Origin of the sequence: Bradyrhizobium sp. 45 (genome assembly GCF_023073155.1) — a bacterium.
Taxonomy (GTDB): Bacteria; Pseudomonadota; Alphaproteobacteria; order Rhizobiales; family Xanthobacteraceae; genus Bradyrhizobium; species Bradyrhizobium canariense_D.
Map to the genome: position 1 here is coordinate 1 of NZ_JADPIX010000100.1, position 24,968 is coordinate 24,968.

General features: G+C 62.6%; 32 protein-coding genes and 1 pseudogene. 22 read left to right on the forward strand and 11 right to left on the reverse strand.

Annotated features, from left to right (window positions below; genetic code table 11):
* Positions 1 to 61: 61 nt before the first annotated feature.
* Positions 62 to 334, reverse strand: a complete 273-nt coding sequence (locus IVB42_RS14870) for an Arm DNA-binding domain-containing protein (protein ID WP_247470542.1) — start codon at positions 332 to 334, stop codon at positions 62 to 64.
* A gap of 275 nt (positions 335 to 609) precedes the next feature.
* Here IVB42_RS14870 and IVB42_RS14875 point away from each other — a divergent pair, with 275 nt between their 5' ends.
* From IVB42_RS14875 to IVB42_RS14890, 4 genes are all read left to right on the forward strand, one after another.
* Positions 610 to 2,040: a hypothetical protein gene (locus IVB42_RS14875; RefSeq protein ID WP_247398623.1), complete on the forward strand. Its 1,431-nt coding sequence runs from the start codon at positions 610 to 612 to the stop codon at positions 2,038 to 2,040.
* Between the two features lie 1,030 nt (positions 2,041 to 3,070).
* Positions 3,071 to 3,427 (forward strand): hypothetical protein, encoded by a 357-nt coding sequence (locus IVB42_RS14880; RefSeq protein ID WP_018457951.1) that lies wholly within the window; start codon positions 3,071 to 3,073, stop codon positions 3,425 to 3,427.
* Positions 3,428 to 3,540: 113 nt separating this feature from the next.
* A complete protein-coding gene (locus IVB42_RS14885) occupies positions 3,541 to 3,924 on the forward strand; it encodes a hypothetical protein (protein WP_018457952.1) in 384 nt (127 codons plus the stop codon).
* A gap of 47 nt (positions 3,925 to 3,971) precedes the next feature.
* Positions 3,972 to 4,163 carry a hypothetical protein gene (locus IVB42_RS14890; protein WP_018457953.1) on the forward strand — a complete coding sequence of 64 codons (192 nt, stop codon included), beginning with the start codon at positions 3,972 to 3,974 and terminating at the stop codon, positions 4,161 to 4,163.
* 335 nt (positions 4,164 to 4,498) lie between these two features.
* Here the strand turns inward: IVB42_RS14890 and IVB42_RS14895 are convergent, their stop codons facing one another.
* Positions 4,499 to 4,705, reverse strand: coding sequence for a hypothetical protein (locus IVB42_RS14895; protein WP_026233466.1), 207 nt, complete (start codon positions 4,703 to 4,705; stop codon positions 4,499 to 4,501).
* A 161-nt stretch (positions 4,706 to 4,866) separates the two neighbouring features.
* Between IVB42_RS14895 and IVB42_RS14900 the strand changes: the two genes are divergently transcribed.
* Positions 4,867 to 5,226, forward strand: coding sequence for a hypothetical protein (locus IVB42_RS14900; protein ID WP_247397170.1), 360 nt, complete (start codon positions 4,867 to 4,869; stop codon positions 5,224 to 5,226).
* Positions 5,227 to 5,400: 174 nt separating this feature from the next.
* On the opposite strand, the gene IVB42_RS14905 is transcribed toward IVB42_RS14900, so the two are convergent.
* On the reverse strand, positions 5,401 to 6,063 hold the full coding sequence (locus IVB42_RS14905) for a hypothetical protein (protein WP_018457956.1): 663 nt from the start codon (positions 6,061 to 6,063) through the stop codon (positions 5,401 to 5,403).
* Between the two features lie 488 nt (positions 6,064 to 6,551).
* Between IVB42_RS14905 and IVB42_RS14910 the strand changes: the two genes are divergently transcribed.
* From IVB42_RS14910 to IVB42_RS14925, 4 genes are all read left to right on the forward strand, one after another.
* Entirely contained in the window at positions 6,552 to 6,722 is a 171-nt protein-coding gene (locus IVB42_RS14910) for a hypothetical protein (protein WP_018457957.1), read from the forward strand.
* Between the two features lie 308 nt (positions 6,723 to 7,030).
* Positions 7,031 to 7,273, forward strand: coding sequence for a hypothetical protein (locus IVB42_RS14915; protein ID WP_026233467.1), 243 nt, complete (start codon positions 7,031 to 7,033; stop codon positions 7,271 to 7,273).
* 121 nt (positions 7,274 to 7,394) lie between these two features.
* Complete coding sequence (locus tag IVB42_RS14920; protein ID WP_026233468.1) at positions 7,395 to 7,634, forward strand: hypothetical protein; 240 nt, start codon at positions 7,395 to 7,397, stop codon at positions 7,632 to 7,634.
* Positions 7,635 to 7,738: 104 nt separating this feature from the next.
* A complete protein-coding gene (locus IVB42_RS14925) occupies positions 7,739 to 8,032 on the forward strand; it encodes a hypothetical protein (protein WP_018457960.1) in 294 nt (97 codons plus the stop codon).
* A 1-nt stretch (position 8,033) separates the two neighbouring features.
* Here IVB42_RS14925 and IVB42_RS14930 read toward each other — a convergent pair whose 3' ends face one another.
* Positions 8,034 to 8,420: an NUDIX hydrolase gene (locus tag IVB42_RS14930; RefSeq protein ID WP_026233469.1), complete on the reverse strand. Its 387-nt coding sequence runs from the start codon at positions 8,418 to 8,420 to the stop codon at positions 8,034 to 8,036.
* 145 nt (positions 8,421 to 8,565) lie between these two features.
* Positions 8,566 to 9,675, reverse strand: a complete 1,110-nt coding sequence (locus IVB42_RS14935; RefSeq protein WP_026233470.1) for an AI-2E family transporter — start codon at positions 9,673 to 9,675, stop codon at positions 8,566 to 8,568.
* Between the two features lie 141 nt (positions 9,676 to 9,816).
* Between IVB42_RS14935 and IVB42_RS14940 the strand changes: the two genes are divergently transcribed.
* The 4 genes from IVB42_RS14940 (at position 9,817) to IVB42_RS14955 (ending at position 12,982) form a co-directional block, all read left to right on the forward strand.
* Positions 9,817 to 10,038: a hypothetical protein gene (locus IVB42_RS14940; RefSeq protein ID WP_018457963.1), complete on the forward strand. Its 222-nt coding sequence runs from the start codon at positions 9,817 to 9,819 to the stop codon at positions 10,036 to 10,038.
* A 155-nt stretch (positions 10,039 to 10,193) separates the two neighbouring features.
* Positions 10,194 to 10,421, forward strand: a complete 228-nt coding sequence (locus IVB42_RS14945; RefSeq protein ID WP_018457964.1) for a hypothetical protein — start codon at positions 10,194 to 10,196, stop codon at positions 10,419 to 10,421.
* A gap of 118 nt (positions 10,422 to 10,539) precedes the next feature.
* The gene (locus tag IVB42_RS14950) at positions 10,540 to 12,588 is read left to right on the forward strand and encodes an acetoacetate--CoA ligase (protein ID WP_018457965.1); all 2,049 of its coding nucleotides are present in this window, start codon (positions 10,540 to 10,542) and stop codon (positions 12,586 to 12,588) included.
* Between the two features lie 91 nt (positions 12,589 to 12,679).
* Positions 12,680 to 12,982: a hypothetical protein gene (locus IVB42_RS14955; RefSeq protein ID WP_026233471.1), complete on the forward strand. Its 303-nt coding sequence runs from the start codon at positions 12,680 to 12,682 to the stop codon at positions 12,980 to 12,982.
* A gap of 3 nt (positions 12,983 to 12,985) precedes the next feature.
* On the opposite strand, the gene IVB42_RS14960 is transcribed toward IVB42_RS14955, so the two are convergent.
* Positions 12,986 to 13,222: a hypothetical protein gene (locus IVB42_RS14960; protein ID WP_026233472.1), complete on the reverse strand. Its 237-nt coding sequence runs from the start codon at positions 13,220 to 13,222 to the stop codon at positions 12,986 to 12,988.
* Between the two features lie 445 nt (positions 13,223 to 13,667).
* A complete protein-coding gene (locus IVB42_RS14965) occupies positions 13,668 to 13,847 on the reverse strand; it encodes a hypothetical protein (protein ID WP_247397168.1) in 180 nt (59 codons plus the stop codon).
* Between the two features lie 187 nt (positions 13,848 to 14,034).
* Here IVB42_RS14965 and IVB42_RS14970 point away from each other — a divergent pair, with 187 nt between their 5' ends.
* From IVB42_RS14970 to IVB42_RS14980, 3 genes are all read left to right on the forward strand, one after another.
* Positions 14,035 to 14,622, forward strand: coding sequence for a formyltransferase family protein (locus IVB42_RS14970; protein ID WP_018457969.1), 588 nt, complete (start codon positions 14,035 to 14,037; stop codon positions 14,620 to 14,622).
* Positions 14,623 to 14,822: 200 nt separating this feature from the next.
* Complete coding sequence (locus IVB42_RS14975) at positions 14,823 to 15,167, forward strand: hypothetical protein (RefSeq protein ID WP_018457970.1); 345 nt, start codon at positions 14,823 to 14,825, stop codon at positions 15,165 to 15,167.
* On the forward strand, positions 15,112 to 15,657 hold the full coding sequence (locus IVB42_RS14980) for a hypothetical protein (protein ID WP_026233473.1): 546 nt from the start codon (positions 15,112 to 15,114) through the stop codon (positions 15,655 to 15,657). The genes IVB42_RS14975 and IVB42_RS14980 overlap by 56 nt, the downstream gene beginning before the upstream one ends.
* Before the next feature lie 51 nt (positions 15,658 to 15,708).
* Here the strand turns inward: IVB42_RS14980 and IVB42_RS14985 are convergent, their stop codons facing one another.
* A complete protein-coding gene (locus tag IVB42_RS14985) occupies positions 15,709 to 16,107 on the reverse strand; it encodes a RidA family protein (RefSeq protein WP_018457972.1) in 399 nt (132 codons plus the stop codon).
* 150 nt (positions 16,108 to 16,257) lie between these two features.
* On the opposite strand from IVB42_RS14985, the gene IVB42_RS14990 reads away from it, so the two are divergent.
* Both IVB42_RS14990 and IVB42_RS14995 read left to right on the forward strand, forming a co-directional pair.
* Positions 16,258 to 17,133, forward strand: a complete 876-nt coding sequence (locus tag IVB42_RS14990) for a DMT family transporter (RefSeq protein ID WP_085353150.1) — start codon at positions 16,258 to 16,260, stop codon at positions 17,131 to 17,133.
* Between the two features lie 203 nt (positions 17,134 to 17,336).
* Positions 17,337 to 18,767: a caspase family protein gene (locus IVB42_RS14995; RefSeq protein WP_018457974.1), complete on the forward strand. Its 1,431-nt coding sequence runs from the start codon at positions 17,337 to 17,339 to the stop codon at positions 18,765 to 18,767.
* A gap of 76 nt (positions 18,768 to 18,843) precedes the next feature.
* Here IVB42_RS14995 and IVB42_RS15000 read toward each other — a convergent pair whose 3' ends face one another.
* A complete protein-coding gene (locus IVB42_RS15000) occupies positions 18,844 to 19,086 on the reverse strand; it encodes a BrnA antitoxin family protein (RefSeq protein WP_007610629.1) in 243 nt (80 codons plus the stop codon).
* Positions 19,087 to 19,089: 3 nt separating this feature from the next.
* On the reverse strand, positions 19,090 to 20,067 hold the full coding sequence (gene cysK / locus IVB42_RS15005; RefSeq protein ID WP_018457976.1) for a cysteine synthase A: 978 nt from the start codon (positions 20,065 to 20,067) through the stop codon (positions 19,090 to 19,092).
* 199 nt (positions 20,068 to 20,266) lie between these two features.
* Here cysK and IVB42_RS15010 point away from each other — a divergent pair, with 199 nt between their 5' ends.
* A complete protein-coding gene (locus IVB42_RS15010) occupies positions 20,267 to 20,485 on the forward strand; it encodes a hypothetical protein (protein ID WP_026233474.1) in 219 nt (72 codons plus the stop codon).
* A gap of 15 nt (positions 20,486 to 20,500) precedes the next feature.
* Here IVB42_RS15010 and tgt read toward each other — a convergent pair whose 3' ends face one another.
* Positions 20,501 to 21,649: a tRNA guanosine(34) transglycosylase Tgt gene (gene tgt / locus IVB42_RS15015; protein ID WP_247296644.1), complete on the reverse strand. Its 1,149-nt coding sequence runs from the start codon at positions 21,647 to 21,649 to the stop codon at positions 20,501 to 20,503.
* 226 nt (positions 21,650 to 21,875) lie between these two features.
* Between tgt and IVB42_RS15020 the strand changes: the two are divergent.
* The 3 genes and pseudogenes from IVB42_RS15020 to IVB42_RS15030 all read left to right on the forward strand — a co-directional run bounded on the left by IVB42_RS15020 (position 21,876) and on the right by IVB42_RS15030 (position 24,782).
* Positions 21,876 to 23,052: pseudogene (locus tag IVB42_RS15020) on the forward strand (patatin-like phospholipase family protein).
* 133 nt (positions 23,053 to 23,185) lie between these two features.
* The gene (locus tag IVB42_RS15025; protein ID WP_018457980.1) at positions 23,186 to 23,932 is read left to right on the forward strand and encodes a TetR/AcrR family transcriptional regulator; all 747 of its coding nucleotides are present in this window, start codon (positions 23,186 to 23,188) and stop codon (positions 23,930 to 23,932) included.
* A gap of 247 nt (positions 23,933 to 24,179) precedes the next feature.
* The gene (locus IVB42_RS15030; protein ID WP_018457982.1) at positions 24,180 to 24,782 is read left to right on the forward strand and encodes a PepSY domain-containing protein; all 603 of its coding nucleotides are present in this window, start codon (positions 24,180 to 24,182) and stop codon (positions 24,780 to 24,782) included.
* The last annotated feature ends 186 nt before the right edge of the window (positions 24,783 to 24,968 follow it).

The following is a 24,968-nucleotide window of genomic DNA, read 5'->3' on the forward strand; positions in this document are numbered from 1 at the left end:
CATCGACGGCCATCCCCATAGCCGCATCGAAGACCTCATGCCGTGGCGATTCCGCAAAACGTCAAGCCAGCCTCAATAGGGTTGCGGCTAAGCGCTTACCCGAAGTCTCGGTTTGTGCCGGCTGGTCCGCGATCTGATTTTCCGAAAGGAGCTTTGCCGCGAGTTTGCGAGCTTTCTTGAAACTGATTTTATTCACCGTGCCGATCAGCTTCTGAATGCGCCTTCCATCCTCAAAGTACTCGACAGCGTAAACCATTCGACCCTTTCGGGTCAGAAACACTGCAAAGCCCGGCAAGCCGTCTAGCTCTACCAATGTCTGGCCGATCCCGCTCACACAATAATTGTTAAACGAAAAATATGAAGAAGGCAATACCTGTTAAACAAAAAAGAAGAGGACGGCCTGCCACTGGGCAAACTCCCCTTCTTGGTTTTCGGGGGTCGCCGGACTTACGAGCTGAAATCGTCAAGTGGGCTGAACGTCAGCCTGATCAGCCGAAATTGTCGGAGGCTATTCGGCGGCTCGTCGAGTTGGGACTAAAGAAGTAGCGTCGCGGTGCTTCTGCGCCCTCACAAAACATTCTGCACTCCAGAAATAGGCTTGCTTTCGGAATGACCTTCAACGTTTTCGCGCAGACCAGCATCGGCTCTTTCTACAAGGCGATTGATCGTTGGGAAGACGGCTATCCAGAGAACACATTTGCCTACATGGCTATTAAGCAAGGAGCCGATTTTGTGCTTGCGCAAGGGATGCTTTGGCTGAATTCGCTAACCCATAAAACTCCGCTTATGTACTTCGAAACGGAGAATGTTTGCGCGGGACATTTTAAGCTGGCGGACGCCGGGAAGACCTATCGCGAATTCATCAGCAATTTAGGCGCTGGCACAATCGTCACGCCTCAGCGAACATTGCAATTTCCTTTCACTGGCGGTGCCAATCATCACGCCTCGTTCACACCACTCCATCCTTCGGCTTTGCAGGCGCAGTCCCGAGTAAATGTGCTCAAGATAACGGGCAACAATGCGCCATTGCAGGCCGAGACATCTGTGCTTGATTGGGAACTGAGGAGTGCCCCTAATCCGTACGACACAATTGCTGAGCTGCTTTCGGAATTTGGACTGGGCGGTCTGTTCACCGACAAGATCACAGTCGAAGTGATCGCCACTTCGGTGATGGGCTTCAACGGCGACGGTTGCACTATTTCTGGTGAGACCGGGACCATCGTTGTCCAACTCGCAAACACGTTAGACCGGAAGAACGCCTCTGTGGGATACAGGCAGATTAGCCAAGGCAAGGTCGTTCGGGGCAACCTAAGTGGATCACAGTTCGAATGGGAGCAGACGGACGAGAAACAGGTTGGGACCTACAATATTCCAGTCGCAAAGGGATCCATCCTCCATTGCTATGCTCTCTATAGCGGTGTCGCTCAAACACACTGGTTTATAACTGATCCCACCACGTCCCAAAATCCACGCCGCGTGGTAACCGAGGCTTTCGATGGCGGCCTTGCAATTCTCAATGAGTTTCTTGGTCGCTCGCGAGGAAAAGGCCGCGATGCACGCGATCTCGAAGTCGGCGTCGCGTGGCTATTCTGGATGCTCGGGTTTGGCACGGTCCAATTTGGCTCGACTGCACGAACGCAAGACTTCTCAGACGTGGTCTTAGTGACGCCACAGGGGCACATGGCAATTGTGGAATGTACGACTGGTCTCCTCCGAGTTGACAACAAACTACCTAAACTTATTGCTCGCGCTGCCGACGTGCGGGCGCGCTTGGACCGATCCAATCACGGCCACGTAAAGCTCCTGCCGATAATGGTATCAACGCTCTCGCGGCAAGAGCTGGAAGCCGACCTGGACGGCGCGGAAAAGCTGGGAGTTTTGGTTCTCGCGCGAGAGGAGTTGGATGAAGCCGTAAATCGCACCGTCATTAGTGCGAACCCTGACGAGCTGTTCGCTACGGCGGAAAAAGAGGTCGATAGGCTGAAGGCGAAGGCCCGAGGGAATGACGAACCTGAGCTTCCGCTGCCTCCGACAGCATGATCGATGTAAGCGCTCTGTGGACGTGATCTTGCGCGCTTGAGGCGGCTACCACGTGATCGATGATAGGACCACGTGACTTTCACGCCGAATTGCGCTCCTCCGGCCAGCACGTGATCGCGCGTCCCCGAGGATTAAATTTGCAACTCATGGAAAAGATTGAAGTTTCTCCAGGTTTAGAGCACGTGATTTTCTGTTTCTTATTTTCGGTAGTCGAGGAATTTCAGCAACGTCATGGAGTTTAAGAAAGCCGCATAACAGCTTGAATTCTCTGCAAGTCTCGCCATGTCGCGTTATGTCGCGTTACGACTATACTTTTAATCACGGGGTCCTGGGTTCGAGCCCCAGCGCGCTCACCAACACAATGAAGCAGTAATCCCAAACGCAACTTCGACAGAAAGCTCCATGTCGGCACTGTGTCGGCAGCTGAATTGCCGCTGCCGACGCGTCCTGCCGCCGCAAACGAGCGGCGCTTTGATGTCGGCGCTTGCCGACGAGACTCTTCCGGAAAGCTGGTGTGCCCAAAGCCATTCCGCCCCAAATAGGCCGCCTCAGTTGCCGCTCTCTCAGACGGTGCCGACGTCCCGCACGCCGGGCTCCGCCTCGTCACCGGAGCCAGAGAACAAGTAAAGTAAGGCGGCGCCGGTCGTCCCCGCCTTAAGCGCGCAATCTTGATTTGGGCTCTCTCCCCGGCGACAGGCCAATCCTATATGATAGCCAACGGACCATCGGCAGGAGCCACTCCATGCTTGCCTCAATCATGTTTGGCTTGGTCATTGTCACCCTGATGATGTGGTGTGGGCGCGTGACCGCCAATTTCGCGGCACAGAGAGGCCGGTCTAGGCGCATTTGGTTCATCTGGGGAGCGCTGCTGTTTCCACTGTTTCCGGCTCAATGGTTCGTCTTGGGACTTCTGCCAAAGAAGTAAGGCCGCTTCTCAAACGTCCGCCTCTTTCATTTGCCTATCGGCCTGAGTTCCGGGCGGAACGAACGGACAGTCGAACGATTGCTCCTCTTGAGTAGGAGTTGCGTCATGCGTCATGCGCCGTCGATTGTGCCGCTGGATCGGCTCGACCGGGAGATTTACCTGGTACTGGAAGACTTCGGCGCGCGCGCCGGCTGCTCCTGGCGCGAGGCCGACGAGCAGGATACCGACGTCGAGACCATCATCCGCGACCTACTCTCCGGGCAGTACGCGTATCCCGTCCGTATCGTCGCCTTCAACGCCATCGAGGGCTGGTCTCGCGATGCCACCAGCGAGATCGCAGATGAGCTTGCCGAGCGTGTCACGAGTAGCGAGATCACGCCGGCCTTGCAGGCCTTCGTCCAAGCAAATGCTTCCCGACCTTTTGCTGTACAACTGGCGCTTCCTCTACGGGGGGCCGCCTGAGTTCAATCTGTGATCGTGATGTTGCGTGGGGATTGCGGTGCCAGTGCACTAAACAGGCACAGCCATCGGAGGTTCGCGCTTCCCTTCGGCATGATTTTTTGGTACCAAATAAAATGAAACCAGCAAAAAAGATTCGTGCCAAAAAGCATCGCGGCCGCCCCGCTACTGGTCAAGGCGTCCAGATCGGCACGCGCTGGCCGGAGGCGACTGTCGCTCAGATCGACGCATGGGCGTCGGGGCAGGAAGACACTCCGGCTCGCTCTGAATCCATCCGTCGGCTGGTTGATATTGGCTTGGGCAAACCCGCCTCCGCCCTCGCGGTTACGTCTACCGCCAAGGCCTCGTCCGAGCGGGCTCGGGAAATGGCGGGTAATGCGATCGACAAGCTCAAAGACAACAAAGCGAGCCCGGATGACCAGGCCAGCCGCAAGCGGCGGCTCGTCAAGGGACCCGAGGAATTCCAGAATGTTCGACGCGACCGGCCAAATCGAAAATGAATTGACCGGCGCCCGCCTGGTCAATCTCGCCTGAAGGCAAAAAGCAAATGATCAAACCCAAACGGTCGGCCGCGCAACAAGTCGCGGACGAAGCCGATCGAAGGACCCTCAATCCGATAGGATCGAGACAGACAATAGCGGACAGCCAAGCCACTCCGGAGTTTCAGGAAAACCTCAAACGCCTGAAGTCCGAGCGGCTGGAGCGTGAGGCTAGACTGAATCCGAAGCGCAAGGTCTGATTTGAGCTTATCGACCCTTCGCCTCGCCTGGCTGGGCCGGTCAGGCGAACGGGCCGCGTCGGATGGCGGGTGCAGAAGGTCATGGGAATGTTGAACCGACGGTGGATGATCTTCCTGCTGGTTTGCGTGGTGATTGTTTGCTCGATCTTCGCAGGCGCTCGGTACTATCTGAGCAAATGCCATGGCATGGATGCGTGCGCGGCCGCCGAAGCCGAGAGCCATGAGCGAGACAAGCCAACCGAGCCACAATAGTTTTCGGGTGAAAAGCCGGCTGCGGAGGCGGATGAAGCCACCGGCGAGTTCGCGAACGAATGGCAGTCGACCGCGATGACCGCCTACACCACGCCGCCGAAGTCGATGCCTTCCTTGGCGAGCGCCTCGGCTTCCTCGGCGGACGCTGTCGGCTTCGTGTCGAGATAGGGACGCTCAGTCGCCGGCATTATCGTGCGGATGTTTTGGCCGTCTGTCCGCGTGATGCGAGCAACCCAGCGCTTGGGCCCGTGCTCGACTTGCTGGATGTGGTACTGCTTATAGGTAATCATGACTCACGGACGCAACTGACGCTAACGGCGGCTCCCTTTATATCCAACGGCACGCCGCCGAACAACGATTTCCTAAAGTGAGGTTAAGATCGCCGGCGTGAACCCGTTCAGCGATCATTCAGCCGCTCAGGCGTAGGCATAGTGCGATTGGGAGAAGTCCGATGATCGGTGCAGTTGTGGCAACCTTGCTGGCTCTACAGCTCGGTGAGGTTCATCAGGTTCAATACCGTGTCCCTGTGCACCCACCGCCGTGCGGCCACGGCTGGGACGTCAGCGCCCGCGACGGCATGTGCTACCCCAACGGCTACTTGCCGCCGCAAGAACAGGCCGCACGGCAGTACTATGGAGGCGGTAGAAGCTATGGCCACTATCCCGTTCCTTGCGGAAACGGTGCCGATATCGATACCCGCGACGGCCAGTGTTACCCGACCGGAACGGTTCCGCCGCAGTTTCAACAGGGCCGGCAAGGCTATTACGGCGATGACTATTACGAGCGCCGTCCGCGGCGTCGTTACTATTGAACGGCCCCTCAGGGCAAACCGGCGGGCCCCTGGTCGCTTCTTAGGATCCGGTGACAGTGCCGGAGCGCACTGTCACCAGCATTCCGTAGTTCCAAGTCGGGTAAAAAGCCGCGCTCACGTTAGCCCGCCAAGTGAGCGCGGACAAAGTCTCAGATCACCTGCCTGACCCTATCTTCAGCTCTCCGGGCCCGAAACTGTGGCAGGCACGCTCAACGGCGCTCCTCCAACTGAAACGGGACCTGCAGATTTCGACTGCCGAACGATCCGCTTGCGCATCGCTGCGGACAGTCCATAGCGCGCATGCGCTCTTCGAACGGAGGACGTGACGTCCGACATCATGGCATTTTGCAGCGAGTCGATCTTCGCAATCAGCGTGGACAGCTGCGAAGATACCTTCCTCACATCGACCCGTTCATCCGTGATGCTCTGCCGGAGCGAAAGCAGCACCATCGAATCCGCCTGCAGCACAGCCGCGTTTTGTTGCAAGGCCTGATTGCTCTCCTGCAGCGAAGCCGTGTGTTGCTGCTGGGTCGACTGAATATCCTTCAAGGCCGCGACAACCGGATCCGGCTTTGGCGCTGAAGCCTCTTGGCGCGGGAGCAGATCAGCCAGGCTGCTCAGATTCAGCGATGGCAGGCCGGACGGCCATGTGTAGATCGCCGCCGCGCCGTTGATGGCCAGGGCACACACCGACAGCGCCATGACCGACGTCCGGCCGGACCGCTTGATCGGTTCTGGCGCGTCCAAGCTTGCGGGTTCGCCGGCGGCGATGGCCGCAGCCAGTGCTGCAGGGTCGAGCTGTTCGACAAGGCCTTGCGTTTCGAAAGTCGCGGTCATGGCATTGACCCCAAATGAGCGAGCAACAGGAAGCCGTCGCCGGAACGTCCTCGCGACAGCTCCCTTACGCAGCACCCATCTACAACTGTCTAAAATTGTGGGCTTTTCAGCTTAATTCCACGTTAGCGGCCGCGGCCTGCTGCAGACCCCGGCCATCCCGGCCGACTACGGGGTCGTGCGAGGGTCATGACAGGCAGGCCGGTGCGCGAGCTCCTCCCGATCCCGGGAAGCCGCCCTGGTCCGAAGCGGATTTTCCGAAGTTCGCAGACTACCCCTGTTTTGCCCGACGCGTCAACCGGCGTCTCCGCCGGATGCAGGACCGCCATGTGCCAAAAAGAAAGCGTTGCGCCAGCGGGACTTAGCTACTGTGCATGGGGTTGTTTTGGCGATTTTGGCCATCGCCTGCTCGTGCGCCGGGCCCCTGTCCCAAAAGCCGCGAGACAACCCGCTCAAAAAGTGTAGGATTCGACAAAACAGGGAGGAGCGGCATGTTTGAAATCAGCGGTTTCGACACGGCAGGAATCGTCAGCCTCAAGCGGCTGTCACTCGCCGCCGCCCTCAAGAAGGCCAAGGAGCTCATCGCCGACGGATGCTGGGGCGTTCAGGTGATTGGTCCGGGTGGCCAGGTCTACACCTCGTTCGAGGAGCAAGCCGCGTAGTCGCCCGCCTTCGGCATCATTCGAAAAGCACCCGACCGATCGCGCGCCGCGCGGTCTGGCCGTTGCGGTGATAGACGTGAAAACCCCAGCGCCTGGTGGAGCGCTGGGGCGTTTTCAAAATATCATTTGGTCAAGCAATGAGGCCTTCGTAGCAGCGATCTCGACCATCGCTTGTGAACTGCTTCACACGGCCTTCGATCTTTCCACATCTTGACGAGGCTCAACTGCCGCGCGCCGTGCCGTTGCCAATCAACTCGTTTGGGAGCACGCTCTCTCCAGGCGCGCAGACGCCGCTCAGGGAGAAAGCCATGAAGGACACGGGCCTGGATCATCGCCACCGCGACAAGGATGGCGCGATCAGCAAGAAGCACGGCAACACGCTGGTCGGTACGTTGCGCAAGATCTACGGCAAGGGTTTTGCTGCCGGTTATCCGGATACGACTGAACTCAGCGAGGTCTTGCATCAGCTGAACGAGACATCGCTCAGCCAGTTGCGGCGCGATCACGACACCGGGCATCTCAGCCACAAGATCGACCACGTCCCGAAGTGATGGACGTCACGAGTCCCAACTTCAGGTAGTTGAATCAACTGGGCTGCCGGGCGTCTCGGCGAACTTGCCGTTTGAGCCCTCGCCGCCCGAGCGCTAGGATGAGCCTTTTACGGAGGCTCATTTGAAACAGTTCATGATCATCACCGCCATTGCACTCGCCGTGACGGCTCCCGCCCGCTCGCAGGCTCTCGTCGATCCCAACAAGGTTGCTCCCGAATATCGCGAGGCGGCCGAGAAGCGGCGGGCCGAGCAGATGCGGCAGCGCGAATGCGCGCTGAAGGCGGATCTCGAGAAGGTGCTGCCCAGGGATCGCACCGTCTATCTCAACCATTGCCTGGACACGATGGCGGCCAAGCAATAGCGCCTGATCGAGCGGCTTGAAGTCGCCGACGCGTTCAAGCTTTCTTCAGACATTTGGGATCACCTGACGATCCATTTTCATCAGTCATTGTCGATCGACCGCGCATGAGTTTCGTCCAGATTCAGTGCACGCGCTGCAAGACCGTATTCCGCGACCGCGCGGGACGGTTGCAGGACGGCTATTCCAGGCAATGTCCGAGCTGCGAGGTGGTGCTGTTCTTCGCGGAGGATTCACCGAACCCTCAGGTCAAGCAGGCCATGAAGCGCGCGCGCAAGGCTCGCAAGGAGCAGCGCGAAGCCGAAATGGCCAGAATGTCCGCGCCGCAACCGCGCGCCAATTTTTCGCGGGCCCACACCGGACGGATACAGCTCTCGTCGGAGGACGACGAGGAGGCCTAGCTCACCCGCGCTTCCGCGGAAACAGGCGGTCGCGGATATAGCGCGAGGTCGGCGTTAGGCGGATGCCGCGCGGCTTCTGCCAGACGGCGCGGTCGATCTCGTGCTTGTCGCCGATCGCGAGCCTGCCCTTGGCGCCCTTGGCGATGAAGATCGCGTCGCTCATCTTGCGGCCGGAACGCTTGTTCCTGGCCGTCACTTCCTTCCAGAGGCTGATCCGGCCGAGCTTCAGCTTGGGCAGCTCTTCCTTGATCTCCCGCCGCAGGCAGTCCTTGTCGGACTCGCGCGCGCGCTTGCGGCCGCCCGGAAACATCCACAGGCCGTCCGACCGGCGTCTGACCAACAATACCTTGCCGCGCTTGGCGGCAACCAGTTTGGAAGACTTCGCCATGTCCGCCGTAATCGAAAATAGAATCGAGCCCATGGTAACTTGTCTAGTCGGATAGACAAGTTCCGGATGGATCTTGATCACCCGGGCCAAGGCCGTCAGATCTGATTAAACCCGGCAGGCCGATCCCGCCGTTCGAGGCGCCAGATCAGCCCTCGCCCGCCGCTGTGCCCGCCCTTGCCCCCGCCTCTGCCCGGTCCTCCGTCCTGATCCAGGCCATCATCATCTCCCAGGCCACCGACAGGATGATCGGGCCGATGAACAGGCCGACGATGCCGTGGGCGAGCGTGCCACCGATCACGCCGACGAAGATGACGATGGTCGGCGTGGTCAGGCCGCGCCCCATCACCAGCGGCTTCAACATGGTGTCGAGGAAACCGACGAGGACGAGAAACACGGTGAGCAGCAGCGCGGTGGTGACGTCCTTGGCGGTCCAGATCCAGATGATCACCGGCAGCAGCACCAGGAAGGCGCCGATCTGCACGATCGAGAGCAGCAGCACAATGAAGGCGAGCAGGCCGGCGCTCGGCACCGCGGCAAGCTTGAAGCCGATGCCGGCGAGCAATGCCTGCACGATCGCGACGCCGATCACGCCTTGCGCCACGGCGCGGATGGTCGCGCCCGCGAGCCCCAGGAAATGCTCGCTCTGTTCGGGCACGATGCGAAACAGGAAACCGCGGCCGGCCGCAACCAGCCGCGGCCCGTGCGGAAACAGGAAGCCGGCCACGAACACCGAGACCAGGAACTGGAGCGTGCCGACGCCGGCATCGCCCGCGAGCGACAAGAGCGGTCCCGCCAGCGGCTGGAGATACGGCGCCACCTCGCGGAGCACTGCGCGGATGTTGTTGTAGGCCTGCTCCCAGAGGTCGAATAACCAGGGGCCAACGACCGGCCACGACTTGAGCTGCTCCGGCGCCGATTGAAGCGCGAGGTCGCCGGTGCCGAGCTGGTGCGCCAGCTCGCGCACTCCGTCCACTGCGCTGATACCGAGCCAGGTCGCAGGACCGATGACGATGCCGAGCGTGATCAGGGTCAGGATCGCCGCTGCGGTCTTGGGCCGGCCGCCGAGGATCTTGGCGACCCAGCTGAAGGCCGGGTAGAACGCGACCGCGAGCACGCCGCTCCAGGCAAGGATCGGCACGAAGGGGCGGATGATCAGCAAGGTCCAGATGATCAGCAGGCCGAGCAGGCCGACGCGGATCACGAGCTGGATGATGTCCTCGCCCGTCAGGAGCTGACGCAGACTTTTCACGGGCACGGCTTTCCTTGCGGCATTGACGCGGGTTCCGGCACTTGCGCGGCCCCGCGTTATTGCCAGCCGCGCACCCGGCGTCAAGACGACCGGGCCGGCACGAGCCGGCGATTAGGAACGCATCGGGCCATTCTGCATTCCGAGACGATGGCACGCCGCCCCAGAGAGCCCGTCGCACACGCGGGAATTCACCGCGGCATCCGCTTTTCGCTGAAGCCAAACGGCGCACCGGGCTATTGGCGCTACGCCTATGCCGTCGGCGACAGGGCCCGCACCGGGCGCGTGCAAGGCAGGCTGCCGTTGCTCGCCATCAGGCGCGTTCAGATGTGCATCGACCGGGACATGCGAAGCATCCGGACCGGCGATTGATCTTGCGGCGGCGCCGTGGGCGAGCGCCGGCAAGGTGCGCGACGTGATGCCGGCTTGGCTAACGGTGATTAACCGGATTTCGGCCGACCGGTTTACGTCGATGCAAAGGCGTGCACCTACGCTTCCATCGAGGTCCCTCAAACCACTTCGGTGCAATGGCCAATACCATCTGGACGATCGAAGAATTCACCTGCGCGGGTTGCAGCATGAACTACACGGCGACAAGGGAGGAGCACGCCGAAGCGCATTCCGGCACCTTCAAGTGCAGCATCTGCAGCGGCGTGGTGCACACATGGTCCGGCAAACATCATTTCTTCGGCTGGGAAGCGGTGAAAACCAAGCCACCCGTGTTCGGAAGGCGTTGGGCCGGAGCCGGCGGGTAGACTGCTTCCACCGGACCCAGACCAGCTACTCCCGTCAACGCCCCCTGCCCGAACTGCGGCTTCTGCTACTCTGCGGCAACGGTTAAACTCTCCGCCCCGCAACTGAAGCCGACACGCAATGACCTCACCCTTCGTTCCCCAGATCGCCCTTTACCGCACCTGGCTCGCCGAGAAGCGCGGCCTCAACTTCGACAGCTACGAGGAGATGCGGCAATGGTCGGTGCGCGATCTCGACGGGTTCTGGCACGCCATCTGGGACTATTACGATCTGCAATCGCCGACGCCGTTTGCCGCCGTGATCACCGAGCGCAAGATGCCCGGCGCGCTCTGGTTTCCCGGCGCGCAGGTCAACTATGCCCGGCAGGTGTTCCGCCACGTGGACGCGGCTGACGCCGCCGGCCTGCCCGCAATCGTCAGCTGTGGCGAGGACGGCAGGCTTTGCGAGACGAGCTGGCCGGAGCTGCGGCGCAAGGCGGCTGCGCTCGCGCTGCATCTGAAAGAAAAAGGCATCAAGCCCGGCGACCGCGTCGCCGCCTATCTGCCCAACATCCCCGAGACCATCATCGCATTCCTGGCGAGCGCCAGCATCGGCGCGATCTGGAGCCTGTGCGCGCCCGACATGGCCGCGCCCGCCGTGATCGACCGCTTCAAGCAGATCGAACCGAAAGTACTGATTGCCTGCGACGCCGTCACCTATGCCGGCCGCCGGCACGATCGCAAAGACGTCCTCGCCGAGCTGCGGCGGTCGCTGCCGACGGTCGAGCACGTCATCCTGCACAGCGAGGCCGCCGCGCCCGCAGCGGCCGACGCCCTGCTCTCCGAAATTAGCGCAACAACCGGCGCGGAGATCGACGCGTTCGAGCCGGCCTGGCTGCCGTTCGATCATCCGCTCTGGATCGTCTATTCCAGCGGTACCACCGGCCTGCCGAAGCCAATCGTGCACGGCCATGGCGGTATCATCATCGTGGTGCTGGCGCTGCTCGGCCTGCACAACGATCTTGGCTGCTCCTACCACGAGAACTCGTTCGGCGAGCGCTATCACTGGTACTCTTCGACGGGCTGGATCATGTGGAACAGCCAGGTCGGCGGCCTGCTCAGCGGCACCACCTGCTGCATCTTCGACGGCAGCCCCGGCGGCGCCAAGGACAAACCAGACTGGACCACGCTGTGGCGCTTCGTCGCGCAGTCGAAAGCGACCTTCTTCGGCGCGGGCGCCGCGTTCTTCGCCAACTGCGCCAAGGCCGAGGTCGACCTCGTCGCCGCCGGTGATCTCTCACAGCTTCGATGTCTCGGCTCGACCGGCTCTCCGCTGAGCGCCGACACCCAAGCCTGGTTCAACAACCGCTTCGCTGGCCTGTCGAAGACCAACGGCAGCAAGGCGCAGGCCGATATCTGGTGGGCCAACATCTCCGGCGGCACCGATTTCGCCGGCGCGTTCATTGGCGGCAATCGCGAACTGCCGCAGACGCCGGGCGCGATGCAGTGCCGTCTGCTGGGTGCTGCCGTGGAAGCCTTTGACGAACAGGGCCGCGCCGTCATCGGCGAGGTCGGCGAGCTCGTCTGCACCGAGCCGATGCCGTCGATGCCGCTCTATTTCTGGAACGACAAGGGCGGTGCGCGCTATCGCGCGAGCTATTTCGAGACCTATCCGGACAATTTCGACGGCACCGGCCGTGGGCCGGTGTGGCGGCATGGCGACTGGCTCAAGGTCGACCCGGACGGCTCCTGCATCATCTATGGCCGCAGCGATGCCACCATCAACCGGCATGGCCTGCGCATGGGCACGAGCGAACTCTATTCCGCGATCGAGGCCTTGCCGGAGGTGCTGGATTCCCTCGTCGTCGATCTCGAATATCTCGGCCGTGACAGCTACATGCCCCTGTTCGTGGTGCTGCGCGAAGGCGTCGCCTTCGACGGCGCGATGCAGGCGAAGATCAACAAGGCGATCGAGGCCGGCCTCTCGCGCCGATTCCTGCCCAACGAGATTTTTGCGGTCGCCGAAATTCCCCGCACGCTCTCGGGCAAGAAGCAGGAGCTGCCGATCAAGAAGCTGCTGCTCGGCCAGCCCGTCGAGAAGGTCATCAACCGCGAGGCGATGGCCAATCCCGCCTGTCTCGACTGGTATCTCGCCTTCGCACGCGACTATCTGGCGCGGAGCGAGACTTGAGGGAGATCGCCGCAATTGCGCCGATGCCGTTTGGACTCCGTTCACCGATCGCCGCTAGAGCAGGATGCATCTTCCGCAGCGAACGCGCGCCATGGCCGACCTCAACGCCGTCCTCTCCAGGCTGAACGACCGTCTGCTCCGCCTCGAGGGCGAGCTGTTCGTGCTGCGCTCGCTGGCCCGCGCGACGCTGACGGCGGGCGATGACCACGCGGCGCGAATGCGCAAGCTGGTCGAGGCCGCCAAGGTCGCGCTCGACGACGAGGCCACGCGTCCCCTCGACAAGCCGACGCGCAAATATGTCGATGCGGCGGCCGCGCTGGTGGAGGAATTGCTGGTCGAGCCGACCCAGGCGCGGCCGTTGTTCACCGTCATCGACGGTGGCCGGCGCGACTGAACGTCAAACTGGCCGTCCGTCGTCCGTCGCGGCGATATCGCCCGACTTGAGCCGGCTGAGGCCGGCTTCGATGATCGCGATCTCCTCGTCGATCTGGCCGATCGGCAGGCTGAAGTCGTAGCCGGACCTGCTCTTCAGATCGACTGCAAGCCGTTGCCTGTGCATCATCAGCTCGTCGAGGCCGCGCCGGTTCTTCAGCCGGACATAGACGTCGACGATCTGCTCAATCGCGCTCGGCATGAAATAGGTCCCGGCGAAAAAGCCCGCACGGCGCACCCGCGCCGGCGCGACAATCTCGGTGTCGCGGTACGCAATACAAATCCGCGACGGATTCGTCGATACGCCAAGCTGGTTGAGATCACGTTACCGTCAGATGATTTCGTGATGGCCGAGCATGAAAAAGCCGCTGGCGATCACGCCAGCGGCCAAATCCGGGTTCGAAAACGGATGCGGGTTGAAATGTCGCCAGCCCCGGTCGGTCCACGTTCTAACGGCAAATCCTGGGTCTCTCTGTTAAAAACGAAACACAGGAACCGGCCGTCGGCACTCGCCGCACCACCGTGGCGGCGCGGCAACGCTAGTCTGTGCCGCAGAAATATTTGCGCGGCAGCCTGCGGTAGGCGCTGTAGCGGTAATGCGGCCGGTACGCGTAGCCGCGATAGAGCGCCGGCGGCTCCTGGCCGTATTAGGCGCCGTGATAAAAATTGGTGACCGGCCCTTCCGCGCAGCGATAGGTGTCCCAGGTCGGGCCGATGAAGGGCGCCACCCCGACCTCGGGCGGAACCACGGGATAGGGCGGTCCGCCAGCGCGCGCCGAAGTGGTTGCAACCAAGGCCGCGAGAAGGACAAACCACGCGCTCCGCATGCGTTCACTCCGAGCCGATGCCATGCGCATGGAAGCACCGGACCGGCCGACACCGCAATCGCGGAATTCATCGCGCAGCCTCGCCCGGCGCGTTGTTGATAACCGGCGCAAACCCAGCGCGGGTGGTGACAGGACGTCCGGACGTGTTATCGGGAGATGACGCAGTTGCGAGACGGATCGGACACCCATGCGCATTACTCTTGTCGGCTCCCGCCATTTCGGCGTGACCACCCTGAACATGCTCCGGGAGCATGGTGTCTCGATCGTGCGCGTCGTGGTGGCCGACGCCGAGGATCGTCTCGCCGCAACAGCCAAGGCGGCGGGCATCGACGTCGTGGTCCAGGCCAATCCCAAACTGGTGGTGGCCTCCGAGATCGCCCCCGACACCGATCTGATCGTCACCGCGCACAGCCACGCCCGGATCGGCAAGGACGCGCTTGAGGCAGCGAAGCTGGGCGGTATCGGCTATCATCCCTCGCTGCTGCCGCGTCACCGCGGCAAGGCGGCCGTGGAATGGACCATCAAGGAAGGCGATCCGATCGCCGGCGGCACGATCTATCACCTCGCCGACCGCATGGACGCTGGCGCCATTGCGGCCCAGGAGTGGTGCTTCGTCAAGAAGGGCGAGACGGCGCGGGAACTGTGGGAGCGCGCGCTCGCCCCGCTCGGGCTCAAATTGCTGGCCGACGTGATCGACTATGCCAAGGTCCACAAGGCGCTGCCGTCCAAGACTCAAGACGAGCAGTTCGCGACTTCAGCGCCAAGTCTTTCCTGAGGCCCTTTATCCTGAGTCGATCTCCTGACGTTTACTCTTAACGTAACGGGGCATTGATTTTGCTTCAAGAATCCCAGCTTGAAACCCAAATAAACCATTGTTCCCACAGGAACAATTTTCGATTTGGCACTGCACCAAATTTCCGTCACATTTGGCCCGAATAAGGGTCAGCATATCAGACAAATTCAAGGACGGATTTTATGCGTTTTGCTCGCATTGCGGCGTTCTGTGCCGCCTCAGTTACCACCCTCGCCGCGCCCGCCTTTGCCCAGACCCCCTATGACGGCAACTGGCACGTCACCATCGTCACCAAGAGCGGCACCTGCGAGCCGACCGCGAGCTCCTTGCTGACGGTTGCCGACGGCAAGATCACCGCGCCCGGCGCTAACGTTTCCGGCACCATCGGCAGCGGGGGACTTGTGAAAGTTTCGATCAATGGTGCATATGCCAACGGTCAACTCAGCGGCAACGCCGGATCGGGGAAGTGGAATGGAGCATCTGCAGGCATACCGTGCAGCGGGCGGTGGGAAGCATCGCGCCAATAGAAAAATCGTGACGAGCGGTGTGGGCCGGCGGCTGCTGATCGCGGCCGCCGTTATGTTTGCCGCCGGAATTGCAAACTCCGAGAGCAAGGCCCAGTCCGGCCCGTTCGCCCCGCTGGCCGGCAGCTGGAGCGGCTCAGGCACGGTCACCCTGGATGACGGCTCGACCGAACGGATCCGCTGCCGGGCGAAATACGCTCCGATCGGACCGACCATGGAGTTGTCTCTGACCTGCGCCAGCGACGCCTACAAGTTCAACCTCGGCGCCAACGTCAAGGCTGAAGGCAGCGCCATCGCGGGCAGCTGGTCCGAGGCCAGCCGTAATATCAGCGGCTCCCTTTCGGGTCGCGGGGCCGGCGGAAACTATGAGCTGCTCGCCTCCACTGCCGGCTTCAACGCCAACATTTCGCTGAAGACGTCCGGCAACAAGCAGAACGTCACGATGCGCGCCGACAGCCAGTTCCGCGGCGCCAACATCTCGCTGTCGCGCTAAGCCGATACGAGTAGATTGACAATCGACCCGGCGATCTCGCCGGGTCGATTTTTATGTGCCCGGCACGAACGCCGTGACCTCGATCTCGACCTTGGCCCGGTCATCCACGAGGCCGCCGATGTAGAGCAAGGTCGAGGGCGGGAAATTGCGCCCCAGCGTTTCCTTCCAGGCCGCGCCGATGCCGGCCCCGGCTGCCTCATATTCGCTGCGGCTGGTCAGGTACCAGGTCAGGCGGACGATATGCTCGGGGCTGGCGCCGGCCTCGCCCAGGAGCTTGATGATCCGCTTCAGCGCGGTCCCGACCTGCGCTGCCATGTCAGGCGCGTAATTGCCGGTCTCGTCGCCGCCCGTCTGCCCGGCCAGCACCACCCAGCGGCCCGGCCCCTCGACCACGACACCATGGGAAAAGCCGCGCGGTTTTTTCCACTCGGCCGGCTGCAAGATGTGCATGAGCGAAGATCTCCCGATTGTTCTCGTTGTTCACTGATGCCTTAGCACGGCGCCCTGCATCGCTGCACCGGCAGATTTGACCGTTGCAAACGGCGAGGATGTCGCCGATACCGGCCTTCCCTCAAGACCTCGCCTCTCACACCCGCGCCGATGAACACGACACCGTCCAAAACGATGGCTGCCCTGTGGATGGCCGGCTGGCTGTCGCTGATGCTGGTCATGGCGGTCGCCGGACGCGAGACCACGCGCGAGCTGAATGTATTTCAGATCATGGAAGTGCGTTCGCTGCTAGGATTCCTGTTGCTTTCGCCGTTCATCTATCGGGCCGGCGGCTTCAAAGTGCTCAGGACGTCGCGCCTGCCGCAGCACATCGGGCGCAATTTGGTGCACTATGTTGCGCAGCTCGGCTGGTTCTTCGCGCTGACGCTGATCCCGATCGGCCAGGTGGTGGCAATCGAGTTCACCATGCCAATCTGGACGGCGCTGCTCGCAGCGAGCCTTCTCTCCGAGCGCATGACGCCGTGGAAGATCGCCGCCATCGCGCTTGGCCTTTTCGGTGTGATCGTCATCGTCCGACCCGCCACCGGCGAGATCAATCCCGGTCAACTCATCGCACTCGGCGCCGCCATGGGCTTTGGCGTGTCCATGGTGCTCGTCAAATCGCTGACCCGCACCGAAAGCGCGCTGTCGATCCTGTTCTGGATGCTGGTGGTGCAATCGGTCGCAGGCTTCATTCCGACGCTGTTCGTCTGGACGTGGCCCTCCGCCTACGTCTGGGCGTGGGTCGGCGTGATCGGCGTCTGCGGCACGTTTTCGCACTACTGCCTCGCCAGCGCGATGCGCTATGCGGATGCGACCATCGTTGTTCCCATGGACTTCCTGCGAGTTCCATTGACCGCGACCGCTGGCTGGCTGCTGTATTCGGAGCGGCTTGACACCTGGACGGTGGTCGGCGCCGCGCTGATCCTGTTCGGCAATCTCCTGAATCTAAAGCCAGCTCCGGCAGATCCTGCTCCCGCGCGCTGAACCTCGCGCCGCCTCGCGCGACAAAACCAAGTGGCCGTGTGATTTGGATCACGTTGGAAGGGTATTCCATCGTGCACATTCTGCCACACAGCAGCGGGTTGAACGCGACGAACTGCCGTTTTGGTGGCGCCGAGGCGGGCACTTCATGTAAGTTCGTGCCAATTCGTTGCTGCCTGCAATTTCGATTCTGTTGGGGATTCCAGATGCGCACTCTCACCCTCCTCGCGTCGCTGATGTGCATGGCACTGTCGGTCAGTGCCGCGAAGGCCGACCGCCGCGTTGCTTTCGTCGTCGGCAACGGCACCTACAAGAACGTCGCACAATTGCCGAACCCGCCGATCGACGCCAAGGCGATGGCGGCAACGCTGCGCAATGTCGGCTTCGAGGTGATCGAAGGTTCGAACCTCTCGCGCGACCAGATGACGGAGAAGCTGCTGGACTTCGGCCGCAAGGCGCAGGGCTCCGACGTCGCAGTGTTCTATTATGCCGGTCACGGCATCGCGGTCGGCGGCTCCAATTATCTTCTGCCTGTCGACGCCGACATCAAGTCGGAGATGGACGTCAAGCTCGGTGCCGCCATCAACATCGATCTGACGCTCGAGCAGACCATGGGCGACGCCAAGGTCAAGCTGGTGTTCCTTGACGCCTGCCGCGACAATCCGTTTGCCGCCAAGATCAAATCGAACTCCGCGACCCGCAGCGTCAACGTGCAGAGCGGTCTTGCCGAGATGAAATCCGGCGAAGGCACGCTGATCGCGTTCGCCACCGGCCCGGGCCAGACCGCGCTCGACGGCCAAGAGGGCAACAACAGCCCGTTCACCCGTGCGCTCATCGACAACATCACCAAGCCTGGTGTCGAGATCCAGCAGGCGATGACGTCGGTCCGCGCCCAGGTCAACGAGGAGACCCACAAGGGGCAGCTGCCCTGGGGCCACACCAATTTGACCGGCGCGGTCTATCTCAACCAGGCTCCGACGACGCAGGTCGCCAATGCGGCACCGACGGCTGCTGGCAGCGTGCCAATGGCGACGGGCGGCAGCTCGGACGGTGTCGAGCTCGAATACTGGCGTTCGGTCAAGGAGAGCAATAAGTCGGAAGAGCTCAACGCTTACCTCTCCGCCTACCCGAACGGTCAGTTCAAGGCGCTTGCGCTGGCACGCCTCGCGGCCATCAAGAGCGGCCCCTCGACCGCGACGCGCACCCTCACCGCTGGCGTCGATCCCGCGACCTTCACCGAAGAGGCCACCCAGCTTACCGAGGACCAAATCGGACTCGACAAGAACCAGCGCCGCGACGTTCAGCGTCGCCTGGGCGGGCTCGGCTTCGACAACAAACAGACAGGCGTCTTCGGCGACGAGACCCGGTCGGTGCTCAAGCGCTGGCAGGCGGCGCGCGGCTATCCCGCGTCTGGCTACCTGAACAAGCTCCAGCACAAGGCTCTGCTTTCGGAAGTCGTGGCCGGCCCGCCGACCGCGAGCGACAACAGCCAGAAGGCAGCCCGCCGGGCCGCCGCCCCCGCGGCCAGCAGCGCGCCCGCACCTGCTCCCCATCGCAGCAGCGGCGGCGATCCTGCCGGCGCAGCCTTCGTCGGCGGTGTCGTCGGCGGCATGATGGGCGGCATGTTCCGCCGCTGAGGCGAGGCCAATCGCAGATACAAAAGCCCGGCTCGCGCCGGGCTTTTTCGTTACGAATAAACCAAAGCTTTGGCGTCTACTTCCCCGCGGCCTTTCGCAGCGCCTCGTTGATGCGGTCCTGCCAGCCGGGCCCGCCGGACTGGAAATGCTCCAGCACGTCCTGGTCGATCCGCAGCGTGACCTGCTCCTTGACCCCCGGCGCCACGTTCTGCTTTGGCGGCGCCGCAGCGACCTTCGCCGTCACCTTCTTGAACGCCGCCTCGGCCTCCGTCCTGGCGTCGCCCAACGTCCGCGGCCGCCTCGGTGGTTGATCCGCCATGTCCTAGATTCCCTCAAACAGAGCCGTCGAAAGATACCGCTCGGAGAAGGACGGCACTATAGCCAGGATGGTCTTTCCCGCAGCTTCGGGTCGCTTGCCGATCTCGACGGCCGCGGCAATCGCGGCGCCCGAGGAGATGCCGCCCGGAATGCCCTCATGCCGCGCCAGTGCCCGCGAGGTCTCGATCGCCGTCGTCGAGTTGACCTTGACGATCTCGTCGATCACCGAGCGATCGAGAATGTCAGGGACGAAGCCCGCACCGATGCCCTGGATCTTGTGCGGCGTGTGCTGGCCACCCGACAGCACCGGGCTCTCCTCCGGCTCGACCGCAACCACGCGCAGCGAGGGCTTGCGCGGCTTCAGCACCTGGCCGACGCCGGTGATGGTGCCCCCGGTGCCGACGCCGGCGACGAAGAAGTCGATGTTGCCGGCGGTGTCATTCCAGATCTCCTCCGCGGTGGTGCGGCGGTGCACCTCGGGATTGGCGAGATTCTTGAACTGCTGCGGCATCACCGAATTCGGCGTCGTCTTCAACAGCTCTTCGGCCGTCGCGATCGCGCCCTTCATGCCTTGCGCGGCCGGTGTCAGCACCAGCTCCGCGCCCAGAAAGGCCAGCATCTTGCGGCGTTCGATCGACATCGACTCCGGCATGACCAGCTTGAGCCTATAGCCGCGCGACGCCGCGACGAAGGCCAGTGCGATGCCGGTATTGCCGGAGGTCGGTTCGATCAGCACGGTGTCGGGCTTGACGATTCCGGCCTTCTCCATGGCGATGATCATGGCCGCGCCGATGCGATCCTTCACGCTTGCGGCGGGATTGAAATATTCAAGCTTTGCCAAAATGGTCGCGTTCACGCCATGCATGCCCGGCAGCCGGCGCAAGCGCACGATCGGCGTGTCGCCAAAAGCATCGACGATCGAGTCATAGATCCGGCCGCGGCCGGGTTGGTGCGCTGCACCCGTGGTGGACGATGCGTCCATGATGAACTCCCTGTGGCGACGATTGTGCTTCTAGACAGCCTGCGGCGACACGCAAGCGAGATTGCGTTACATGTTAAATACGCTGCATCGCAAAATCGCGTGAGCAATAATTATCAGAAAACCAACGCATTTGTGTTGCGACCTCGTCAACTGATTCTGCTTATGTTAGACTTAGGTCTCAAGCTGGGAGGTCACCACGATGTCAGCAGTCGCTGAAGTGTTGTCGACCGTCGCACCGAACCGCGCTCCGCGTTGCAGTGAGTTGCCGGCCTGTCCCGTCTGCGCCGACTCCATGATCGCCGCCGAAGGTTCTGCGTATTTGTCGGAACACGTGATCAGCTATCTCTGGACCTGCGACAATTGCGGCTACGGCTTCGTGACCAAGCACTCCGTCAAGCAGCGCCTCGTCTGCAACTGACGTTTTGCACTTGACCTAGCGCGGGGCGATGTCGCCCCTCCCCCAGTCTTCGCGCGTACGCCGATAGAACTCCTCGAACGTTCCCTGTGCGATCGCGTCCCTGATGCCCTGCATCAGGAACTGGTAATAAGCGATATTGATCTCGGACAGCAGCATCGCACCCAGCGTCTCGCCCGCCTTGACGAGATGGTGCAAATAGGCGCGCGCGTAGCTGCGCGCCGACGGCCAGGAGCTCTCTTCGTCGAGCGGACGGGGATCGTCGGCGTGGCGCGCGTTGCGCAAATTCACCTGGCCGAAGCGTGTGAAGGCAACGCCATGCCGGCCATTGCGCGTCGGCATCACGCAGTCGAACATGTCGATGCCGCGCTTGACCGCCTCGAGGATGTCGTCGGGTGTGCCGACGCCCATCAGGTAGCGCGGCCGCTCTCTCGGCAGCAGCGGCGCTGTCTCGTCGATCATCGCCAGCATCACCGCCTGCGGCTCACCGACGGCGAGGCCGCCAATGGCATAACCATGGAAACCGATCTCGATGAGGCCTTGCGCGCTGGCATGGCGAAGCTGGGGTATGTCGCCGCCCTGCACGATGCCGAACAGCATGTAGCCGTCGGGCGCGCTCTCGAAGGCGCGCTTGCTTCGCTCGGCCCAGCGCAGCGACAATTGCATCGCGCGGTCGATGTCGGCGCGCTCGGCGGGCAGTCGCACGCATTCGTCCATCTGCATGGCGATATCGGAGCCGAGCAAACGCTGCACCTCGATCGAGCGCTCCGGCGACAGCTCGACCTTGGCGCCGTCGATATGCGAACGGAAGGTCACGGCCTGCTCGCTGACCTTGCGCAGATCCGCCAGCGACATCACCTGGAAGCCGCCGGAATCCGTCAGCATCGGCCCGTTCCAGCCGGTGAATGTCTGCAAGCCGCCAAGCGCCGCGATCCGCTCGGCGCCGGGACGCAGCATCAGATGATAGGTGTTGCCGAGCACGATGTCGGCACCGGCCTCACGCACCTCGCGCCAGTGCATGCCCTTCATCGCGCCGGCGGTACCGACCGGCATGAAGGCGGGCGTGCGCACCACGCCGTGCGGCGTGGTCAGGCGCCCGGTGCGCGCGGCGCCATCGGTGGCGAGCAGTTCGAAATGATTGGGCAGACCGGTGTCAGGACGATTCATGACCTGCTTATTGCGTGTCGGAGCAGGCCGATCAACCCGCTCGGGCGATGCCTCGGCCGGCTTATGCATCAGACTGGGACAATGGGTTCAAATATTGGGGGACACGGAATTGTGCGCCTGCGACGCTTGTTAAACAAAACGACACAGTGTAGTTTTACCTTGGGCTGGACGAGATGCCGCGGCGATGTTGCCGGCGGCGGTAGATGCGTGATCGCCAGCCACCGCAATGCCCCTCCCTTCAAGTTCGACTGACCCAGCCGGCCGTTCGCATGGCTGGACGAGGTGGACCGGCGCCCGCCTGTTCGGATTGCTGGTCCTGACGTGCAGCTTGGCGCTCGGCGCCTGCACCTCCCTGCCCCGCACGCCCTATACGGCCACCGAAGCCAGCACATCGCGCGTGCTCGATATTGATGGCCTGCGGCGCTACGCCGACGAACCCATCACGAAATTCAATTTCGAGAAGGACACCAGCACCGCGACGAAGTCCTACCTGGCGCTGTCAGGCGGCGGCGCAGATGGCGCCTACGGCGTCGGTGTGCTCAACGGCTGGACCGCGGCCAGAACCCGTCCCACCTTCTCGGTTGTCTCGGGCGTGAGCACCGGCGGCCTGATTGCGCCCTTTGCGTTTCTCGGCTCGCAATATGACGACACGCTGAAGGAGGTCTATACCAGCGGCGTCGCGGAGAGCCTGTTGAGCGATCCCAGCATCATGCGCGTGCTGTTCGGATCCGGCCTGTTCGGCAACACCCGGCTGCGCGAGCTCGTCGCCCGCTATGTCGGACCGGAGATCATGGCGCAGGTCGCCCATGAAAACGCCAAGGGCCGAAGGCTGCTGGTGGTGACGACCGATCTCGACACCCAGCGCACCGCGATCTGGGACATGGGCAGGATCGCCGCGGTCGGCACGCCCGAGGCGCTCAAGCTGTTTCGCGACGTGATGGCGGCCTCCGCCAGCATCCCGCTGGTGTTTCCGCCGATCATGATCGACGCCGAAGGCGAGGGCCGCAGATTTCAGGAGATGCATGTCGACGGCGGTGTGACGGCCCCGGTGCTGACGCTGCCGGAAGCCTTGCTTTTCCAGGGCAGTCGCCTTCCCGGCCCTGCGAAGCTGGACATCTACATCCTCGTCAACAAGAAGATCGAACGCAATTTCGAGCTCGTCTCCAACAGCACCATCGACGTTGCCTCCCGCAGCCTGTCGTCAGTCGCAGACCCGCTCGATCATCTTCTCGACTTATGATTTTGCGAAGCGCAACCGCCTGGGCTTCCATCTCTCCTATATCGCGCGCGATTATCCGGCCGCCCCCTCGGAAGGGTTCGACACCGCTTATATGCGGGCGCTGTATCAGTACGGATATGAGAAGGCGGCTTCGGGCGAGGCCTGGACTTCGACGCTTCCGTGAGCGCTCGGTGAGGAACGGGGCCGTGCCGAGACGGTTGACGATGCGATCATTCGGCCAGATTAGCCATGACGCACTCGTTGCCGCGCGTTATAGAGCAATGACTGATGTCACGACCGCGCAGGAATCATTGGGCATGGGATTGACTGCGACCAGGACAAGACCGGCGGCGCCGCGGCGCGAGGTGCCGAAATCGCGCGGCGGCCGGCCGACGAAAAGCGCCGCGATCGAGCGCGATCAGCGGCTGATCGAGGTCGCAACCCGCCTGTTCCTGGATCGCGGCTTTGATGCGACCTCGCTCGATGCGGTCGCGGAAGCCGCGCGAGTGAGCAAGCCCACCGTCTATGCCCGTTACGGCGACAAGCGCGGCCTGTTTGCAGCCGTGCTGAGACGCGAGATCGCGCGATGGCTGGCACCGCTGTCCGCGGCCGCCGAGACGCAGCTCGGCAGCGCCTCGGATATCTCGGTCGAGCAACGGCTCGTCGAGATCGGGCGCGAGATGCTGACATTCACCTGCGGACCCGATGCCGTCGCCTTCAGCCGCATGATGACGTCGCAGGCCATCAACTTTCCCGACATCGCCAAGCTCGGCAAGGAGGAAGGCTGGCTCAAGGCCGTCGCCACCACGGCACGCTTCTTCGACCATCTGGTGGCGCAAGGCGCGCTCGACGTCGACGACACCACCATCGCGGCGGAAGTGTTCCTCGACGTCGTCGTCGGTCATAACCATCGTCTGGCGACGTTTGGAACGCCGCCGGAGATGAAGGCCGCGGAAAAGCGCATGCGCGCTGCGATCAAGCTGTTCCTGGCAGGCGCGCTGGGATCAGCGGACGGCAGCCAGAGTGCCGCCAAGGGCACTCAGCGACGCCGCCCGTCGCGCTGACAATTCCGTGAGGTTGCGAACTTTCCGGGAGATCTCGTGGCCGCGCCGTTGACCGAAACAAAACGATACGGTATGGTTTAATTATAGGGCGATGCGGATCGCTTTTTCACCAGCCCCAAGAGGTCCGCACCGCTTCGATCGTCCCGGCGGTACAGCCCGTCGCGACGCTCAGCGGCCGACCGATGCCCAAGGTCGGCCGCAAATTCTTGACGATCATCCGGCATACTCGCTGGCCGAGGGTTCGAGCATGACGACGGCCAAACGACGGATCTCGGGACTGCTCGCGATCGCCCTGTCCGCACTCCTCCTCGCAGCGCCGGCGCGGGCGATCGTGAGCACGGGCACGCCGACCACCCTTCACAACGACACAGATGGTGACGCCGAGGCCGACCGCCAAGCGGTCAGCCGCGAGATCGAGCGCTTCCGCAGCTCGTCGATCTCGATCAACCAGGCCATGGCGATTGCGGAAGCCCGCCACGTCGGTGCCACCACGGCGGATGTGAGTTTCGACGGAGCCTCAGGCGTGCCGGTCTACCGGGTGAAGACCCTGCACAACGACCGGATCTGGCGCCACACCATCAATGCCGCGACCGGCGAGCTCGTCGGCGGGGAAGCCGCCCTCCCTCTCGCCGAGCTCGACCTCGACGATCGCAGCAATCTCGCAGCGCTCGGTGCCATCAAGCACCGACTTGCGGATGCCGTCCACGTCGCCGAACGCGCGGCCTCCGGCAAAGCCATCAGCGGCGGACTGGTGCGCGAACGCGGCCGGCTGAATTTCGCGATCGTCGTCATCAGTGGCGACAACCTCAAGGAGGTCATCCTCGAACCGCCGGGCGCCCGGACCAAATAGCGGCAGCCCCAATCCCGCCGAAAAGCCATTGACGGGGGCAGGACTCTCCCGCATAAGCTCCCGCCATGTTCGCGACCACCAAACGCACGACTAAAACCACCACGGCCTTCGGGGCCCGGGGAGGCGTGCGCGTGTAGTCGTCGACTAGAACGCAATCCACTCTACCGAAGCCCCGCCCATGATGGT